Genomic DNA, 17301 nt, shown 5'->3' with positions numbered 1-17301 from the left:
GACCGGAGACGGGGTATTAACATATCTGGCGTTGACTTTTGGCACGCTGTTGAGTTCTCAAGGAACGGACGCTTCCTTTGTACTCACCGGAGAGACTCACTCTCTCGGCTTTCCTCCGGGCGCTTCCCTTCGGTGTTTCCGACTCTATCAGATCTTTCCGATCCGATTTCCTCGGTGCTTTCCGGCCTTTCGGCCTTCCGGCTTTATCGACTCTATCAGATCCCTCAGTTCCCTTCGGGGTCTGACGCCCAGTCAACCGGGCTTGTCCTCGCGGCCCTTGGGCCGTTCCGACATCTCCGACTCTAGCGGATCTCTCCGGCGATTCCCAATCGGGGGGATCGGGGTCGCCGTACCCAATCAAATCTAATTTCGGGCACACCGAAATCGACCCGGTTGGGAGATCGTGCTGAGTGGTTTGTTGCCGCTGAAGCGGCGGGAGGTGCTGCCGCAGAACCGTTCCGGCCCCGTGGCAACCCGAAGAACCTTACGGATCGGGGGGTGGACTGTCAAGCCTCCCCAACCTGGCACCGCGTCAAACCTGCGGGCGGCGTCAGTCCAGGTCGCTGAGGCGGCCGCCGGCGTCCGGCTGCGCGTCTTCCACGCGGCGCAGCAGGCGCGTCAGCACGTCTCCCAGGACCGTGCGTTCCTCGGGCGAGAGGTCCTGGAGGAGGTCTTCCTCGAACCCGGAGGCAAGGCGCATCGCCTCCAGCCACTTCTCACGACCCTCGTCGGTCAGCTCGATGATGACGCGGACGCGGTTGGCCTCGTCCCGCTCCCGGGTGACCAGCCCCTCGCCGACCATGCGGTCGATGCGGTGGGTCATCGCGGCCGGCGTCAGGCCGAGCCGCTTGGCCAGGTCGCTCGGGCCCATGCGGTAGGGGGCGCCGGAGAGGACGAGGGCCTTGAGGACCTCCCAGTCGGTGTTGCTGATGCCGAGCGCGGCGGTCTGGCGGCCGTAGGCGACGTTCATGCGGCGGTTGAGCCGGGACAGCGCCGAGACGATCTTCTCCACCTGCGGGTCCAGGTCCTGGAACTCGCGCTGGTAGGCGGCGATCTGTTCGTCGAGGGTCGGCTCGCTCACGCGGGGGGTGTCACCCATGGCCGCAGTATGACACGCGACCGCTTGGCGTTGAACTCCTTCAAGGTGTATTGTTCAGTTTCGAAATTTAGCTTCGAAGTCTTCAGGGTTAACCGCTTCAGAGGTAAGACCTCCCGCTCTCGGCGGCCCGCTTCTCAAGGAAGGTGAAAGTGACCAGGGCGATGGGCGCAGCGATGCGCCGGATCCACGTGGGTAACGCACTCAGCGCGTTCGGCCTCGGCTTCACCGTCCCCTATCTGTACGTCTACGTGGCGCAGGTGCGGGGTCTCGGTGCTGTGACGGCGGGTCTGGTACTCGCCGTCTTCGCTGTGGCCGCGCTGGTCGTGCTGCCGTTCGCCGGGCGGGCCATCGTCCGGCGCGGCCCGCTTCCGGTGCTGCTCGCCGCCCTCGTCATGGCCGCGGTGGGCTCGCTGAGCCTGGGCGTCGCAGCCGGCGCGGTGAGCGTGCTGCTGTCGGCGGCGCTGCTCGGGGCCGGGCAGGCGGTGATGCAGCCGGCGCTGGCCACGATGATCGTGGACTGCTCGGTGGCGGAGACGCGGTCGCGGGCCTTCGCGGTGCAGTTCTTCCTGCAGAACCTGGGGCTCGGGGTCGGTGGGCTGATCGGCGGGCACCTCGTCGACGTGTCGCGGGCGGCGTCCTTCACGCTGCTCTTCGCGATCGAGGCGGCGATGTTCCTGCTGCTGGTCGTGGTCATGGCGACGGTGCGGATGCCGCGGGCCCCGAGGATCGAGGAGACGGCGCCGCGGGGCGGTGGCGCGAGCTGGAGGCATCTGCTGGGGAACCGGGCCATGGTGCAGCTCTGTGTGCTGGGCTTCGTGCTGTTCTTCGCGTGCTACGGACAGTTCGAGTCGGGGCTGAGCGCGTACGGCGTGGAGGCGGCCGGGATCTCGACGTCCACGCTGGGTACGGCACTGGCGGCGAACACGGCGACGATCGTGGTGGCGCAGTTCGCGGTGCTGAAGTTCGTGGAGCGGCGCAGGCGGTCGCGGGTGATCGCGGCCGTGGGGCTGATCTGGGCCGTGGCGTGGGCTGTCGCGGGATACGCGGGGCTGGGTCACGGCAGCCGGGAGATGGCGACGGCCGCGTTCGTGTCGACGTACGCGCTGTTCGGACTGGGTGAGGCGATGCTGTCGCCGACGGTCGCGCCGCTGGTGGCGGACTTGGCGCCGACGGGGATGGCGGGGCAGTACAACTCGGTGTTCGCCCTGGTGAAGCAGTTGGCGCTGGCGGTGGGACCGGCGGTGGGTGGCCCCCTCGCGGCGGCCCTGCCCGGGCCCTACGTCGTGACGTTCCTGCTGTGCTCGCTGGGCGTCACGGTGCTGGCGGTGCGACTCGGGCGGCTGCTGACGCCGGCGCAGAACCAGCCGTCGCTGGGCAGGAGCCGGGTGGTGGCACAGGGGGGTGCGTCGGCGGAGCCGGCGTCGGCGCGCGCCTGAGCGCCCCGCCCCGGGAGCTCAGCCGTCGGCCTTCGGCAGTGCGAACTCGCACCACACCGCTTTCCCGCCCCCGGGCGTTCTCCGCGACCCCCAGCTCGACGCGATCGCCGCCACGATCGCGATGCCCCGGCCCGCCTCGTCCGCGGGTTCCGCGCGGCGGCGCCTCGGGAGGTGGTCGTCGCCGTCCGTGACCTCGATGATCAGGCGGCGGTCCGTGCGGCGCAGGCGCAGCCGCATGGGCGGCGTGCCGTGCTGCAGCGAGTTGGCCACCAGTTCGCTCGCCGCCAGGACCCCGTGGTCGTGCAGGTCCGCCGGGAACCGCCAGCTCGTCAGCACACCGGAGGCGAACGCACGCGCGCGTGGCGCCGCCTCCACCCCGCCCAGCAACTCCAGTGCGGCGTTGCGGAACAGCTCGCCGTCCGGTCCCGTCCGCGCCGGGTGCTGGAGGACCAGGACCGCCACGTCGTCGTCGTGGCCCGCCGTGACACCCGCGGAACGGAGCAGACGGTCGCAGATCACCTGGGGTGTGCCCGTGGCGCCGGCGAGCGCGCCCGCAAGAGCCGCGATGCCTTCGTCCAGGTCGGCGTCCCGGCGTTCGACCAGGCCGTCGGTGTAGAGGACGGCGGTGGATCCCGGTGCCAGCGGTACCGAGCCGGAGGCGTGCATCCAGCCGCCTGTGCCGAGGGGCGGGCCGGTGGGTTCGTCCGCGCGCAGGACGTTACCGCTCTCGTCGCGGACCAGGATCGGGAGGTGGCCGGCCGAGGCGTACACCAGCCGGCCCTCGTTCGGGTCGTGGACGGCGTAGACGCAGGTCGCGATCTGGTTGGCGTCGATCTCCGTGGCGAGGCCGTCGAGGAGCTGGAGCACCTCGTGCGGGGGCAGGTCCAGGCGGGCGTACGCGCGCACCGCCGTGCGCAGCTGGCCCATCACCGCCGCCGCGCGGACGCCCCTGCCCATGACGTCGCCGATCACCAGCGCGGTGCGGCCGCCGCCGAGCGTGATCACGTCGTACCAGTCGCCGCCGACCGCGGCCTCGGTGCCGCCGGGCTGGTAGGTGGCGGCGATGCGCAGGTCGTCGGGTTGTTCGAGTTCCTGGGGCAGCAGGGAGCGCTGGAGGGTCACCGCGGTCCGGCGCTGCTCGCGCTCGCTGGCGCGCAGCCGCTCGGCGGCGTCGGCGTGGTCGGTGACGTCGGCCGCGAAGACGAGCACGCCCCGGGACTTGTCGTCGGGTGCGTCCACCGGTGTGCAGGTGAAGGTGTACGAACGGCCGCCGGGCGCCTTGCGGGACTTGACCGTGCGCGGCTTGGAGCTGCGCAGCACCTGGTCGAGGAGCGGGAGGAGGCCCAGTGCCTCCAGCTCGGGCAGTGCCTCGCGCGCGGGTTCGCCGACCGGGCGGGCGCCGAAGGCCGCCGTGTAGGCGTCGTTCACGTAGGCGACGCGGTGGTCGGGGCCGTGCACCAGGGCGACGAGGGCCGGGATGCGGTCGAGGACCTCCCGCGCCGGCAGTTCGTCGAGGGCGGACACGCTCGGCGTGTCGTCGGTGAGCCGCTCGGCGCGGGCCACGGGCACGGAGCCGTCCCGCCGGTCCGGTGAGACCGCGTGGTCGGTCCGCGCTGCGGCGCGGCGCTGCGTTCCGGGGAGCCGGGCGCTCCAGCGCGTGAAGTTCACCGATTCCTTGCCTCGTCGTTGTCGTCTCCGGCCGGCTCCGGATCCGGGCGGGGGTCCGGGGGCCAGTCCCCGGGGGTGCGGCGCTGTGGGGAAAGCCTGGTGGGTGCGTCAGGGCGAGGGTCGGCCCGCCCAGGTCGTGGACCAGTCTGGCCGACCGGACCGACATCCGTCAGACGTCGGTGTTTCCGGCGGAGTTCCTGGGTCCGCTCAGTTCGACCCCTTCGGGTCTGAAGAATGCTTTCCACCGGCGGCCAGTTCGAACTCCGCACGGGGATGTTCGAGTGAACCGAGCGACACGATCTCCCTCTTGAAGAGGCCTGCCAGCGTCCATTCGGCCATCACGCGCGCCTTGCGGTTGAAGGTGGGCACCCTGCTGAGGTGGTACGTACGGTGCATGAACCACGCGGGCCAGCCCTTCAGCTTGCGCCCGTAGACGTGGGCGACCCCCTTGTGCAGCCCCAGGGAGGCCACCGAACCGACGTACTTGTGCGCGTACGTCTCCAGGGGCTCGTCGCGCAGCGCGTGCACGATGTTGTCGCCGAGCACCTTGGCCTGGCGCAGCGCGTGCTGGGCGTTGGGGGCCGTCTCCCTGCCGGGCTCCTCGGCGGTGACGTCGGGGACGGCGGCCGCGTCTCCCGCGCCCCACGCGTGCGTGACGCCGTCCACGGTCAGCTGCGGGGTGCACTTCAGGCGCCCGCGCTCGTTCAGCGGCAGGTCGGTCGCGGCGAGGATCGGGTGCGGTTTCACACCGGCGGTCCACACGACCGTACGGGTCGGGAAGCGGGAGCCGTCGGAGAGGACGGCGACCCGGTCGGCGCAGGACTCCAGGCGGGTCTCGAGGCGTACGTCGATGTTGCGGCGGCGCAACTCGGTGACGGTGTAGCGGCCCATCTCCTCGCCGACCTCGGGGAGGATGCGGTCGGAGGCCTCCACGAGGATCCACCGCATGTCCTCGGGCTTGACGTTGTGGTAGTAGCGGGCGGCGTATCGGGCCATGTCCTCCAGCTCGCCGAGCGCCTCCACGCCGGCGAAGCCGCCGCCCACGAAGACGAAGGTGAGGGCCGCGTCGCGGATCGCGGGGTCGCGGGTGGAGGAGGCGATGTCCATCTGTTCGATGACGTGGTTGCGCAGGCCGATGGCCTCCTCGACGGTCTTGAAGCCGATGCCGTGGTCGGCGAGACCGGGGATGGGGAGGGTGCGCGAGATGGAGCCGGGTGCGAGAACCAGTTCGTCGTACGCGATCTGTTCCGTCTGCCCGGTCTCCTCGCTGGAGAGCGTGGAGATGGTGGCGATCCGCTTGGCGTGGTCGATGGCCGTGGCCTCGCCGATGAGGACGTGGCAGTCCGGGAGGACGCGGCGCAGCGGGACGACCACGTGGCGCGGCGAGATGGCGCCGGCGGCCGCCTCCGGCAGGAACGGCTGATAGGTCATGTAGGGGTCGGGCGAGACCACCACGATCTCCGCCTCGCCGCGGCGGAGTTCCGCCTTCAGCTTCCGTTGCAGGCGCAGCGCCGTGTACAGGCCGACGTAGCCGCCGCCCACGATGAGGATGCGCACACACTTCGGGTGTTCGGGGGGTGTCGCCCGGTGGAATGCAGCCGTCACCTTCCCATGAGGCACCCGGCGCTCGAATTTGTCCACAGGCCCGGCAAATTGTGTGACGGGACGGACGCGTGGGGCAGGGTTGGCCGAATCACCGGCATGCGGGGAAGCGTCGCAGGTCACCGGGTGTGTGAGCGGTTACTACGGGGGGTGCAAAGAGGGCGAATCCGACCGGTACTCCGATCGGGGGGCGACCCGCCCGGAACGCGCCCCTTCTGAATTGACTCCCGCTCAACTATGTTCGTCCCTTGACGGGGTGTAGGGGGATGCGCTCGGGGGTCCGCGACGGGCGGGCCCGGTCACGTACGACGCCTGTTCCGTACGCTCCGGTTTTCCAACAGCGGGGAGAGTCTCCGGGGGGAGACGTCAGGACCGGGGGAACACTTATGCACATTCAGGACTCTCATTGGTCGTCCGCGTCCGCCGTGGCGGCGGCGGGCACGGTGAGCGCGGCGGCGGAGAACGGACGCGGGGAGGGTGCGCGGACGACGCCGCTGCGTGTGGACGCACAGCGCAATCTGGAGCACGTACTGCGCGCGGCTCGCGAGGTCTTCGGCGAGCTGGGGTACGGCGCGCCGATGGAGGACGTGGCGCGACGCGCGCGGGTCGGCGTCGGCACCGTGTACCGGCGCTTCCCGAGCAAGGACGTCCTGGTGCGGCGGATAGCCGAGGAGGAGACCTCCCGGCTGACCGAGCAGGCCAGGGCGGCGCTGGGTCAGGAGGACGAACCGTGGTCGGCGCTCTCGCGCTTCCTGCGCACATCGGTGGCGTCGGGCGCGGGACGGCTGCTGCCGCCGCACGTGCTGCGGGTGGGGGTCGCCGAGGAGGGCACGGAGGGGTCCGACGCGGGGTCGGTGGACGGGGCCCGGGTGCCGCAGCAGCGGTCCGAGTCGTCCACCGAGCTGCGGCTCGTGGAGCAGCGGTCCGCGCCGGAGCCGGACGACGCCGGGGCGGCGACGCTGCTGGAGGTCGTCGGGCAGCTCGTGGAGCGGGCACGCGCGGCGGGTGAACTTCGGCCGGACGTCACCGTGTCGGACGTGCTGCTGGTGATCGCCACGGCGGCGCCCTCGCTGCCGGACGCCGCCCAGCAGGCGGCGGCCTCGGCGCGACTGCTGGACATCCTCCTGGAGGGCCTGCGGTCCCGTCCGGTGTGAGCCGGGCCGGCCGCCGCGCGCCACCCGAAGAGGACCGCGCCGCGAGCGCCGCCGGGGCCCCCAGGGACCCGGCGGCGCTCGCGGACCGGGCGGAGGCACGGTTCACCTGCTGGCAGGGCCCCTGCCTTCCCGACTCACTGGGGGGCCCGCCGACTCACTGGGCGGGGTGGTCCGCGGACGCCTCCGCGAGCTCTGCCAGCACGTCGTCCGGGGTGAACTCGGCGCCCCTCGCCCGCTCCACGTCGAAGCGGGTCCGCCCGAGCGCCTTCAGCGCGGCCGCCTCGGTCCGCTCCGCCTGGACGCGATCCGGCTCGGGGCGTACGGCGTTCGGCAGGCGCCACCGGTCGGCCGCCGCGAGCAGCCGGACCGCGCGGGCATGCTCGCCCAGGGCGGCCAGGGCGTTCACCGCGATGTCCACGAGCCCCGCCGTCACCGACTCCGCGCACCTGCTCTCCACCGCATGGCGCAGCGCATCGGCGAGCTTGGGCAGACCGTGGCACGGCCCGGACTCGGCGATGGTGACGAGCGCGTCGACGCCGTTCAGCGCGGCGATGAACTGCGGCGGCGGCGTGTTCCGGACGGTCTCCACCCGCGCGTTCTCGCACAAGGCGCGCGCCCGGAGGGTTTCCCCGTCGTCCAGCGCCATCTGCGCGCGCAGCAGGCTCACATACCCGCGGGCGTCGTGCACCCCGTACCGGTCGGCGGCGTCGCTCGCCTCGTCCAGCGCCGCCTGCGCGTCCGCCCGCTTTCCCTCCCGGTAGGCGATCTCGCCGAGCCGGGCGAGCAGGAACGGGGACTCCGCGTACGCCCCCACCTCGTGGGCGAGCCGCAGTGCCTCCTCGTACTCGCCCTTCGCCTCCGCGAAGGCGCCGCGCCCCATGGCCGCCTCCCCGACCGCGCTGGACACCTGGGCGCGCATCCAGCGGTCGCCGACGCGACGGCTGAGCGTGCGCAGCTCGGCCAGGTCGCCGTCCACGTCGTGCAGACCGCCCGGGGAGTCGACGAGCAGGTGCGCGCGGAACATGAGGGCCACGCCGATCTCCCAGTCACCGCCGTAGCGGCGGCAGTTGGCGAGGATGGCGTCCATGGCGTGCCGGACGTCGTACGGCACGCCCAGGTGGAACACGGTCAGCGCCCAGAGCATGCCGGGAAACCGGGCCGCGTCCGGACCGCCCCGCTCGAAGGCCGCCCGGACCCGGGCGGTGTACCGCCGGGTCCGCTCGTCCCGCAGCGACTCCGACGGCCGTGATTCCGCGACGAGGAACAGGTGCAGCATCCGCAGATTCATCCGCAGGGAGCACAGCGGGTGTCGCTCCTCGGCGGCCGGGCGGGCCAGGAAGGCGCCGACGTGGTCGACCGCGGCGAGTTCCTCGAGTACGTCGGCGGAGGGACGCCTGGTCGCCGCTGCCGCCGACGCCTGCCACGGCCCGGAGCCGGCCGCGGCGCCTGCATCCAGAGCCGCTCCCAGGCACAGCACCCGCTCCGTCCATTCCGTGCCCTCCCGCCGGAAGTTGCGCAGCCACCAGAACCAGCCCGTGGCCAGCGCGAGGGCGCCGGCCTCCTCCTCGTCACCGGCGGCGATCGCGCGGTACAGCGCGGCCCGGATGTTGTCGAGTTCCGTCTCCAGGCGGCGGATCCACGGCAGCTGCACCGCGGAGCGCAGCTTCGGTTCGGCCTCCTCGACGAGCGCCCGTACCCACGCCCGGTGCCGGTGCTCGGCGGCGGTGCGCAGCTCGGGGGCCTCGGCGGCGCGCTCGGTGGCGTACTCGTGGATCGTCTCGAGCATGCGGTAGCGCATGCCCGTACCGCCGTCCCCGTCGCCCGGGGTCGCGACGACCAGGGACTTGTCGACGAGCGCCCCGATCAGGTCTGCGACGGGGCCGGTGCACACGGCCTCGGCGGCGGCGAGGTCCCAGCCGCCGGAGAAGACGGAGACCTCGCGCAGCACCGTGCGCTCCCGCTCGTCGAGCAGGTCCCAGGACCAGTCGACGACCGCGCGCAGGGTCTGCTGGCGGGGCAGCACCGTGCGGCTTCCGGAGGTGAGGAGACGGAAGCGGTCGTCGAGGCGGTCGGCGATCTGCCGGGGGGTCAGCAGCCGCAGGCGGGCGGCGGCCAGCTCGATCGCCAGGGGCAGGCCGTCGAGACGGCGGCAGATCTCGTCGACGGCCTCCGGGTCGTTGACGGCGTGCGGGTCGGGGCGCACGGCCGCCGCGCGCTCGAGGAAGAGGCGGTGCGCGGGATCGGGCGGCAGGGGCTCGACGGGGCGGACCGACTCGCCGGGTACGCCCAGGGGTTCACGGCTGGTGGCGAGGATCGTGAGGCCCGGGCAGTGCGTGAGCAGCGTCTCGGCCAGCTCGGCCGCCGCGTCGATCACATGTTCGCAATTGTCGAGGATCAGCAGTTCGCTGCGTGGGGCGCAGTGCTCGATCAGCAGAGTGACCGGATCGTCCTGCGGCATCGCCAGCTCGTTGGTGATCAGCACCGTCTCACGCAGCCCGAGGGCGCTGACCACCGCGGCGGGGACCGCCTCCGGCCGGTCCAGCGGGGCCAGCTCGGCCAGCCACGCCTGCGGCAGCCCGGCGGCGGCTTCCTCGGCGAGACGGGTCTTCCCGGAGCCGCCCGGTCCGGTGAGGGTGACCAGACGGGCCCTGTGCAGGTCCGAACGGATCGCCTCGAGTTCGAGTTCCCGGCCGACGAAGGAGTTCAGGCGGGGGCGGAGGTTGCCGGTGCGGGGGGCCGGCGGTGGCTTGAGCGGGGTTGAGGGCTGCGGGGAGCTCGGCGCGGAGGTCTGAGCGGATGTCTGCGGGGAGGTCTGAGCGGATGTCTGCGGGGACAGCAGCTCGGCGTGCAGGGACTGGAGTTCCGGGCCGGGGTCGGTGCCCAGGCCGTCCGCCAGGGCCCGTCGGGCGCGTTCGTAGGCCGCGAGGGCGTCGGCGCCGCGGCCCGTGGCGCGCAGAGCGCGGATGAGGAGGGCGTGGAGGGGTTCGTCGTACGGGTGCGCCGTCGTCAGTTCCGTCAGCTCCGGTACGACACCGGGGGCGCGGCCCAGGCGCAGGTCGGCCTCGATGCGGGCGCGGGTCGCCGTCAGGCGCAGGGCCTCGGGGCGGGCGGCGGCGGTGCGGTCGGGCAGGTCGGCGAGGGCGGGGCCGTGCCACAGGGCGAGGGCCGTGCGCAGATCGCGGGCGGCGGTGTGCGGGTCGCCGTCGGCGAGGGCGGTGGTGCCGCGCTGGACGAGATCCTCGAAGACGAAGAGGTCGACGGAGTCGCGGCCGGCGTCGAGGCGGTAGCCGCCGGGGGCGGAGGCGACGGCGGTCCGGCCGAGGGTGCGGCGCAGGCGGGCGACGAGGGCTTGGAGCGCGGCGGGGGCGTCGAGCGGGGGGTCGTCCGGCCAGATCTCGTCGATGAGGGTCTGGGGGGTGGTGGTGCGGCCCGGGCGGAGGGCCAGGGCGGTGAGGAGGGCGCGGAGACGGGGGCCGCCCAGGGGGACGGGGGTTCCTTGGTCGTCCTCTGCTTGGGCCGTGCCCAGGATTTTGTACCGCACCGGGTCATTGTTGCGGGGGGTGGGGGGTGGGGCACGGGGTTTAGCCGGGCCGTGGGGTCGGGTGCGGTGGGGTGTTGGGCGCCGTGGGTGTTGGGCGCCGTGGGGTGTTGGGCGCCGTGGGGTGTCGGGCGCCCGGGGGTCGCCTGTGCCCGGGGGCGGTTGCCCGGGGGGAGGTTGCCCGGGGGGAGGTTGCGCAGCTCGGCGCTTACGGGGTGCCGCCGCGCCCACCCCTGCCGCCCCAGCGGCACGACTGCCCGCAGCTACAGCTGCCACGGCTGCCCGCGGCGTATGTCCTCGCCTGTCCACAGGCGGCCGTGCCCCTACGCCCCCGCCCCCAACGCCCTCCCCCGGGCCGCGATCCCTGCTGGTACCGCGCGTGCTCTTGCCGGGGTTCCCGTCCAGCAGGTGCCTCGGCGGGACAGGAGGCGGCGGAGCCAGAGTTCCAGGGAGACCAGGTCTGCCAGGCCGTCCAGGGGGAGGGGGGCGCCGTCGGCCGCCGCGCGTACCGCCTTGCGGACCACTCTGGCCTCCACCAGGCCCGCTTCCGCCAGCAGGGGGGCGGCGAAGAGGTCGACGAGGGAGTTCGCGGCCAGCCTGAGGCCCGCCCGGGTCGCGGCTGCCGAGGAGCCGTGGGAGGGGGCGCCCCAGCCGGGCGGCAGACCGCCGACGCCCGCGCCCTCCAGGACCGTGCGCAGGATCGCCGCCCGTGCCCCCGGCTGCACCCGCAGGGTCTCGGGAAGCGCGCGGCAGGCACGGACGACCTGGTTGTCCAGGAAGGGGGCGTGCAGCCGCTGGGAGCGGATCTCGGCGGCCTGTTCCAGGACGCGGAGGTCGGTGGCGTGCCTCGCCAGTGCGGCACGCGCGCGGTGGTCGCCGGGACGCTGCCCCGGACCTACGTCCGGCCGGCCCGCGGCCCCCTGGAGGCGAACCGATACTTCAGCCAGCGCCTCACCGGTCAGCCAGCGTGCCGCCGGCCCGGGTCTCGCCCAGGTGAGCGCGGCGAGCGACGCGCCCACGGCACCCCCGGGCTCCTCGAACCGCCGCCGCATCAGCCGGTCGGCGAGTGCGTCGACGCCGGACCGGTACGGAGTGCGGGACAGCTTGCGGGCCGCGCTGTACACGCGCGCGGGGACCATCACCGAGCCGTCCGCCTTCGCGAGCGCGGCCATGGGTCGCACGAGGTGGCGGCGCTTGCGGTCCATCAGCAGGTCGGCGAGTCGGGCCGGATGCGCGTCGAGGACCTGCCGGGCGCCGTAGCCGGTGAAGTGGTCCGCGCTGCCCGACGCGAGACGGGCACGGTGCCGGGCCGCCGTCACCAGGGAGGGGCCCGGTTCGTCCGTCAGTGGGCCCTCCAGGTCGGCGTAGGGGAGCACTTCCTCGCCGCCGGTGACCACCACGTGGTGCAGCCGGGGGTTGGCCGCGAGCGTGCCGGCCCGCTCCAGTTCGGCCTCGCGGCCCATGACGGCGAGGTCGTTGAAGGTGACGGCGAGCAGGCGTTCGCCGGCGCCGGTGCCGTGCCCGAGGATCGTGCCGGGCATGCCCGGCAGTCCCGCCGCGAGGAGGGCCAGGGTGCCGGAAGCGGGGCCGCCGGACAGGTCGGCGCCGATGCCGGGGACCGGCATTCCGCGCGCGGCACGGCGCTCCGCGGGTCCCATGCCGGGCACCGGCCCGGGGTCGAGGTCGACGCTCGGGACGTGCCGGGGCGCCGACAGCCGCGCGCGTACGGCGTCGACCAGGGCGTCGCGCACCGCGTCCACCGCGTCGGCGGGGTCCGCCGGGGGCGCCGCGACCGCGAGGGAGGCGACCGGTTCGTACCCGGCGATCTCCCGGGCCCCCGCGCGCAGGATCAGCGCGTGCCCCGGCGGGATGCGCCGTACGCCGTCGTACGGGGTGGAGTCGTGCAGCGCTGCCGGTACGTCGGGGGCGGCGAGCAGAGCCGCGAGGTGCCCGAAGTCCAGGTTGGCCTCGATGAGGTCGGCGAGCGGGAGCGCGGCGGTCGCGTAGGCCGTGCCGCCGGCCCAGGGGGTGTAGAACACCGGCCGGGCGCCCGCGAGGTCGCCGCACACGGTGATCCTGCGGCCGACCTGGACGACGGCGGTGTAGCTGCCGGACCAGGCGGTCAGATGGCGCAGCGCCCCGCCCCGGGCGGCGAACAGGGCGACGCGCAGCTGCTCGTCGGATGCGCCGCAGGTGCCCAGGACCGCGATGCGGGTCCCCGCGTCGGCCTTCACGACGCGCACCTCGTCGGGACGCCAGTCGCCGACCGCCCACAGCGGGTCGGGGTCGCCCCACAGGAGTTGGGAGCCGACCGGGTGCACGGTCTCGCCGTCGTAACCGGTGGCGCCTGCCGAGCCGGGCTCGACGGCTCCCGCGGCGGTGCTGCTCCATCCCACCAACCACCGCATCGAAGCCTCCACAGGCTGTGGGCAACCAGTGCACCGTACGAACGGCACCATGCTGCCACGAAGAATGCGCCCCGGAGGGTGCAAGCCACAGCTCGTGCGCCCCGTAACGCGCCCGCGGAGAGCGGTCCTCGAGTCGGTGAACTCCCGTGCGTTCTCCGGCTGTCGCCGAGACGTCGAAGGAAACAGCGACGTGAATGCGCCCCCGTAATGCTCCCCGAAAACGCCGTTCGCGCCCTCAAGAGTCGTGGTCGGAGCCTTGGTGGCTGTCGAAATTCACCATCGGTTTTCGGCCAAATCGGCTGCGGGCGGCCAGGCTTGGGCACGCTCCGTACAGACCCTGGGCAACGCACGGTCCGGGAAGCGGAGTTCGCCTCCCGGACCGGTCCGCCGCCCGCGGGGATTGAGGCGGCGGTGTCCCCCAGCCCACTGGATCCAGTACAGCGGGCCGACCCACGCACGGCCCATGGAACCGCCCCCGCGGTGGCCGGAGAAGAGCGCACGGACGGGCGCACGGCCACACAGCGGGAGCACGTGGCGACACTCCGTACATGAGTGCGGACCACAATCCCGCCAACCGGATTTACGCCCCTTAACGCATGGGATGCGGCGAACTACGCTGGGTTTACGAATGCCGCGCGGTTATGCCACCGCCGCGGCAGCCGTCTGTGTCGAGGGGTGGCGCATGTCCAGGGAGCAACGCGGGCCGAACGAAAAGCTCGGCACCGTTCTCGCCCTCGCGGGAATCAGCAACGCAGGACTCGCCCGGCGCGTCAACGATCTTGGCGCCCAGCGCGGGTTGACACTTCGCTACGACAAGACGTCGGTGGCGCGCTGGGTGTCGAAGGGCATGGTGCCGCAGGGTGCCGCGCCGCACCTGATCGCAGCGGCCATCGGCCAGAAGCTCGGCCGCCCCGTACCGCTCCACGAGATCGGTCTGGCGGACGCGGATCCCGCACCGGAAGTGGGCCTCGCCTTCCCCCGGGACGTAGGACAGGCGGTGAGATCGGCGACGGAGCTGTACCGCCTCGACCTCGCCGGGCGCCGGGCCGGCAGCGGCGGCATCTGGCAGTCGCTGGCCGGATCGTTCGCAGTGAGCGCTTACGCGACCCCTGCCTCCCGCTGGCTGATAACACCGGCCGACAGTTCGGTGGCCCGCGACCCGGTCCCGGGCGAGGAGTCCGGGGCGCCGATCAAGGTCGGCCACAGCGATGTCCAGAAGCTCCGCGAGGCCGCGGAGGACGCGAGGCGCTGGGACTCCAAGTACGGGGGCGGCGACTGGCGGTCGTCGATGGTGCCGGAGTGCCTGAGGGTGGAGGCGGCGCCGCTGCTGCTCGGGTCGTACTCCGACGAGGTCGGCAGGGCGCTGTTCGGCGCGGCCGCCGAACTCACCCGGCTGGCGGGCTGGATGGCCTTCGACACCGGCCAGCAGGAGGCCGCCCAGCGCTACTACATCCAGGCGCTGCGCCTCGCGCGCGCGGCGGCCGACGTGCCCCTCGGGGGCTACGTCCTGGCCTCCATGTCGCTGCAGGCGACCTACCGCGGCTTCGGCGACGAGGGCGTCGACCTCGCCCAGGCCGCCCTGGAGCGCAACCGCGGCCTGGCCACCGCCCGCACCATGAGCTTCTTCCGCCTGGTCGAGGCACGCGCGCACGCCCGCGCGGGTGACGCCCAGGCGGCCGGCGCGGCCCTGAAGGCCGCCGAGGGCTGGCTGGAGCGGGCCCGCGACGGCGACAACGACCCGTCCTGGCTCGGCTTCTACTCCTACGATCGCTTCGCCGCCGACGCCGCCGAGTGCTACCGCGACCTCAAGGCCCCGCGCCAGGTCCGCCGCTTCACCGAACAGGCGCTGTCGCGGCCCGGCGAGGAGTACGTGCGCTCGCACGGCCTGCGCCTGGTGGTGTCGGCGGTCGCCGAGCTGGAGTCGGGCAACCTGGACGCGGCCTGCGAGCAGGGCGTGCGGGCGGTGGAGATCGCCGGGCGCATATCGTCGGCGCGCACCACCGAGTACGTACGGGACCTGCTGCACCGGCTGGAGCCGTACGGCGACGAACCGCGCGTGGCGGAGCTGCGGGAGCGGGCGCGGCCACTGTTGATGGCTCCGGTCTGACGGCGCGGCCGCAGGGCGCTCCCCCGGGTTTGAAGGCATTGTCAGTGGCGCAGTGCACTATCGAAACCGGGAGGTGGAGCAGGTGCGGGAGATCGCCTATGACTGCGACGTGCTGGTGATCGGTGGCGGAATCGTCGGCCTGTCGACGGCGTATGCGATCACGCGTGCCGCGCCGGGCACGCGGGTGACCGTCCTGGAGAAGGAGGCCGGCCCGGCCCGCCACCAGACGGGGCGCAACAGCGGGGTCGTCCACAGCGGGATCTACTACCGACCCGGGTCCCTGAAGGCGCGGTACGCGGTCGGGGGTGCCGCCGAGATGGTCAAGTTCTGCGCGGAGTACGGCATCGCGCACGCCGTCACCGGCAAGCTGATCGTCGCGACCGAGCGGGATGAGCTGCCGCGCCTGCACGCGCTGGTGCAGCGCGGCCGGGAGAACGGCATTCCGGTACGGGAGCTGGGCGCCGCCCAGATAGCGGAGTACGAGCCGGAGGTGCAGGGGCTCGCGGCCATCCACGTGGGCACCACCGGGATCTGCGACTTCGTGGCGGTCGCCCGGCAGCTCGGGGAGGCCTCGGGCGCGGAGATCCGGTACGGGGCGGAGGTGGTCCGGATCGACCGGCGGGCCTCGCTGGGGGTCGCCGTACGCACGGGTGACGGGACGGTGCTCCGCGCGCGTGTGCTGGTCAACTGCGCCGGGCTGCACTGCGACGAGGTGGCCCGGCTGACCGGGGACGACCCCCAGGTGCGGATCGTGCCGTTCCGGGGCGAGTACTACACGCTGCGCCGGCCCGAGCTGGTGCGGGGGCTGGTGTATCCGGTGCCGGATCCGGCGTTCCCGTTCCTCGGGGTGCATCTGACCCGCGGGATCGACGGAGAGGTGCACATCGGGCCGAACGCGGTGCCGGCACTGGCCCGCGAGGGGTACGGCTGGGGGGTCGTACGACCTCGGGAGCTGGGCGCGACGGTGGCGTGGCCGGGGTCGTGGCGGATCGCGCGACGGCACTGGCGGTACGGGGCGGGGGAGCTGCGGCGGTCGGTGTCGAAGGGGGCGTTCACCGAGGCCGTGCGGAGGTTGCTGCCCGCGGTGCGGGAGGACGACCTCGTGCGGGCCCCCGCCGGGGTGCGGGCGCAGGCGGTGCTGCGGGACGGGACGCTGGTGGACGACTTCCTGATCCGGGAGGGGGCGCGGGCGGTGCACGTACTGAACGCGCCGTCCCCTGCGGCTACCGCTTCGCTGGCGATCGGGCGGGAGGTGGCGCGGCGGGCGTTGGTCGTGCTGGGCGGGACTTGAGCGTGGCGGGGGGTGCAGCTGGGCGGGAGTGGGTCGGGCATCCCGGCGCTACGGGGTGCCTCCGGCTGCGCAGGGTCGGCGGCACGACTGCCCGCAGCTCGGTAGGCCCTAAAATTGGTCGCACTGTGTCTGACTCCCTCAACTTCGCTCCCGAAGACTCCCAGGTCACCCCCGCCGGCGGCTCCGGTCGTGGTGCCGGCGCGTCCATTCGGCACACCCGGGCCAAGGGGGAGCCCCGGTTTCCCGACGGGCCCAAGGCGGATCCCGCCGGATCGCACTTCGAGCGGCGGATCCGTAGCTTCCAGCCGCGGCGGAGCCGGGTGACGGCCGGGCAGGCGGACGCGCTGCAGCGGCTGTGGCCCAAGTGGGGGCTGGACATCGACGGGCAGCGGGTCATCGACCTCGCCGAGCTGTTCGGGAACAGCCGCCCCGTCGTGCTGGAGATCGGGTTCGGCATGGGCGAGGCCACCGCGGAGATGGCCGCCGGCGACCCGGACACCAACGTCCTCGCCGTCGACGTGCACACCCCCGGCCAGGGCAACCTGCTGGCCCTCGCCGACCGGGCAGGACTGACCAACATCCGCGTCGGCAACGGCGACGCGATCATTCTGCTCCGCGAGATGCTCGCCCCCGACTCCCTCGACGGGCTGCGCGTCTACTTCCCCGACCCCTGGCCCAAGAAGCGCCACCACAAGCGGCGGCTCATCCAGCCCGACTTCCTCACGCTCGCCGCGAGCCGTCTCAAGCCGGGCGCGCTGGTGCACTGCGCCACGGACTGGGAGCCGTACGCCGAGCAGATGCTGGAGGTGTTCACCGCACACCCGGCCTTCGAGAACACCCAGCCCGGCGGCGGGTACGCGCCACGCCCCGACTTCCGGCCGCTGACCCGTTTCGAGGGGCAGGGTCTGGACAAGGGTCATGTCGTGAACGACCTGCTCTTCCGGCGCGTACAGCACCGCGTCCAGCACACCGCCGAAGACTGAGCGTCCGCGCGTGAA

General features: G+C 73.2%; 10 protein-coding genes. 5 read left to right on the top strand and 5 right to left on the bottom strand.

The window, feature by feature from the left end; translation table 11 throughout:
* Positions 1-550: 550 nt before the first annotated feature.
* Positions 551-1099, bottom strand: a complete 549-nt coding sequence (locus ACIRC0_RS19455) for a MarR family winged helix-turn-helix transcriptional regulator (protein ID WP_403617340.1) — start codon at positions 1097-1099, stop codon at positions 551-553.
* Positions 1100-1260: 161 nt separating this feature from the next.
* Here ACIRC0_RS19455 and ACIRC0_RS19450 point away from each other — a divergent pair, with 161 nt between their 5' ends.
* Complete coding sequence (locus ACIRC0_RS19450) at positions 1261-2535, top strand: MFS transporter (RefSeq protein WP_403617370.1); 1275 nt, start codon at positions 1261-1263, stop codon at positions 2533-2535.
* Positions 2536-2553: 18 nt separating this feature from the next.
* Here ACIRC0_RS19450 and ACIRC0_RS19445 read toward each other — a convergent pair whose 3' ends face one another.
* Both ACIRC0_RS19445 and ACIRC0_RS19440 read right to left on the bottom strand, forming a co-directional pair.
* Positions 2554-4203 (bottom strand): SpoIIE family protein phosphatase, encoded by a 1650-nt coding sequence (locus tag ACIRC0_RS19445; protein ID WP_403617339.1) that lies wholly within the window; start codon positions 4201-4203, stop codon positions 2554-2556.
* 207 nt (positions 4204-4410) lie between these two features.
* Positions 4411-5808 (bottom strand): NAD(P)/FAD-dependent oxidoreductase, encoded by a 1398-nt coding sequence (locus ACIRC0_RS19440; RefSeq protein WP_403617338.1) that lies wholly within the window; start codon positions 5806-5808, stop codon positions 4411-4413.
* Between the two features lie 383 nt (positions 5809-6191).
* On the opposite strand from ACIRC0_RS19440, the gene ACIRC0_RS19435 reads away from it, so the two are divergent.
* Positions 6192-6959 carry a TetR/AcrR family transcriptional regulator gene (locus ACIRC0_RS19435; RefSeq protein ID WP_403617337.1) on the top strand — a complete coding sequence of 256 codons (768 nt, stop codon included), beginning with the start codon at positions 6192-6194 and terminating at the stop codon, positions 6957-6959.
* 154 nt (positions 6960-7113) lie between these two features.
* Here ACIRC0_RS19435 and ACIRC0_RS19430 read toward each other — a convergent pair whose 3' ends face one another.
* On the bottom strand, positions 7114-10500 hold the full coding sequence (locus ACIRC0_RS19430) for a BTAD domain-containing putative transcriptional regulator (RefSeq protein WP_403617336.1): 3387 nt from the start codon (positions 10498-10500) through the stop codon (positions 7114-7116).
* A gap of 320 nt (positions 10501-10820) precedes the next feature.
* The gene (locus ACIRC0_RS19425; protein WP_403617335.1) at positions 10821-12905 is read right to left on the bottom strand and encodes an asparagine synthase-related protein; all 2085 of its coding nucleotides are present in this window, start codon (positions 12903-12905) and stop codon (positions 10821-10823) included.
* Positions 12906-13587: 682 nt separating this feature from the next.
* On the opposite strand from ACIRC0_RS19425, the gene ACIRC0_RS19420 reads away from it, so the two are divergent.
* The 3 genes from ACIRC0_RS19420 to trmB all read left to right on the top strand — a co-directional run bounded on the left by ACIRC0_RS19420 (position 13588) and on the right by trmB (position 17286).
* The gene (locus ACIRC0_RS19420) at positions 13588-15012 is read left to right on the top strand and encodes an MFS transporter (RefSeq protein ID WP_403617334.1); all 1425 of its coding nucleotides are present in this window, start codon (positions 13588-13590) and stop codon (positions 15010-15012) included.
* A gap of 52 nt (positions 15013-15064) precedes the next feature.
* Complete coding sequence (gene lhgO / locus ACIRC0_RS19415) at positions 15065-16303, top strand: L-2-hydroxyglutarate oxidase (protein WP_403617333.1); 1239 nt, start codon at positions 15065-15067, stop codon at positions 16301-16303.
* 125 nt (positions 16304-16428) lie between these two features.
* Complete coding sequence (gene trmB, locus ACIRC0_RS19410) at positions 16429-17286, top strand: tRNA (guanosine(46)-N7)-methyltransferase TrmB (protein ID WP_403617332.1); 858 nt, start codon at positions 16429-16431, stop codon at positions 17284-17286.
* The last annotated feature ends 15 nt before the right edge of the window (positions 17287-17301 follow it).

Origin of the sequence: Streptomyces sp. NPDC093984 (genome assembly GCF_044764595.1) — a bacterium.
GTDB lineage: Bacteria > Actinomycetota > Actinomycetes > Streptomycetales > Streptomycetaceae > Streptomyces > Streptomyces cynarae.
The sequence above is the reverse complement of the archived record's forward strand: the minus strand, read 5'-3'. Positions and strand labels throughout refer to the sequence as shown.

Bases quoted from the DNA above. Each gene is read 5' to 3' on its own strand.
- ACIRC0_RS19455 (WP_403617340.1), bottom strand. From the start codon at position 1,099: ATGGGTGACACCCCCCGCGTGAGCGAGCCGACCCTCGACGAACAGATC.
- ACIRC0_RS19450 (WP_403617370.1), top strand. From the start codon at position 1,261: ATGGGCGCAGCGATGCGCCGGATCCACGTGGGTAACGCACTCAGCGCG.
- ACIRC0_RS19425 (WP_403617335.1), bottom strand. From the start codon at position 12,905: ATGCGGTGGTTGGTGGGATGGAGCAGCACCGCCGCGGGAGCCGTCGAG.
- ACIRC0_RS19420 (WP_403617334.1), top strand. From the start codon at position 13,588: ATGTCCAGGGAGCAACGCGGGCCGAACGAAAAGCTCGGCACCGTTCTC.
- ACIRC0_RS19435 (WP_403617337.1), top strand. From the start codon at position 6,192: ATGCACATTCAGGACTCTCATTGGTCGTCCGCGTCCGCCGTGGCGGCG.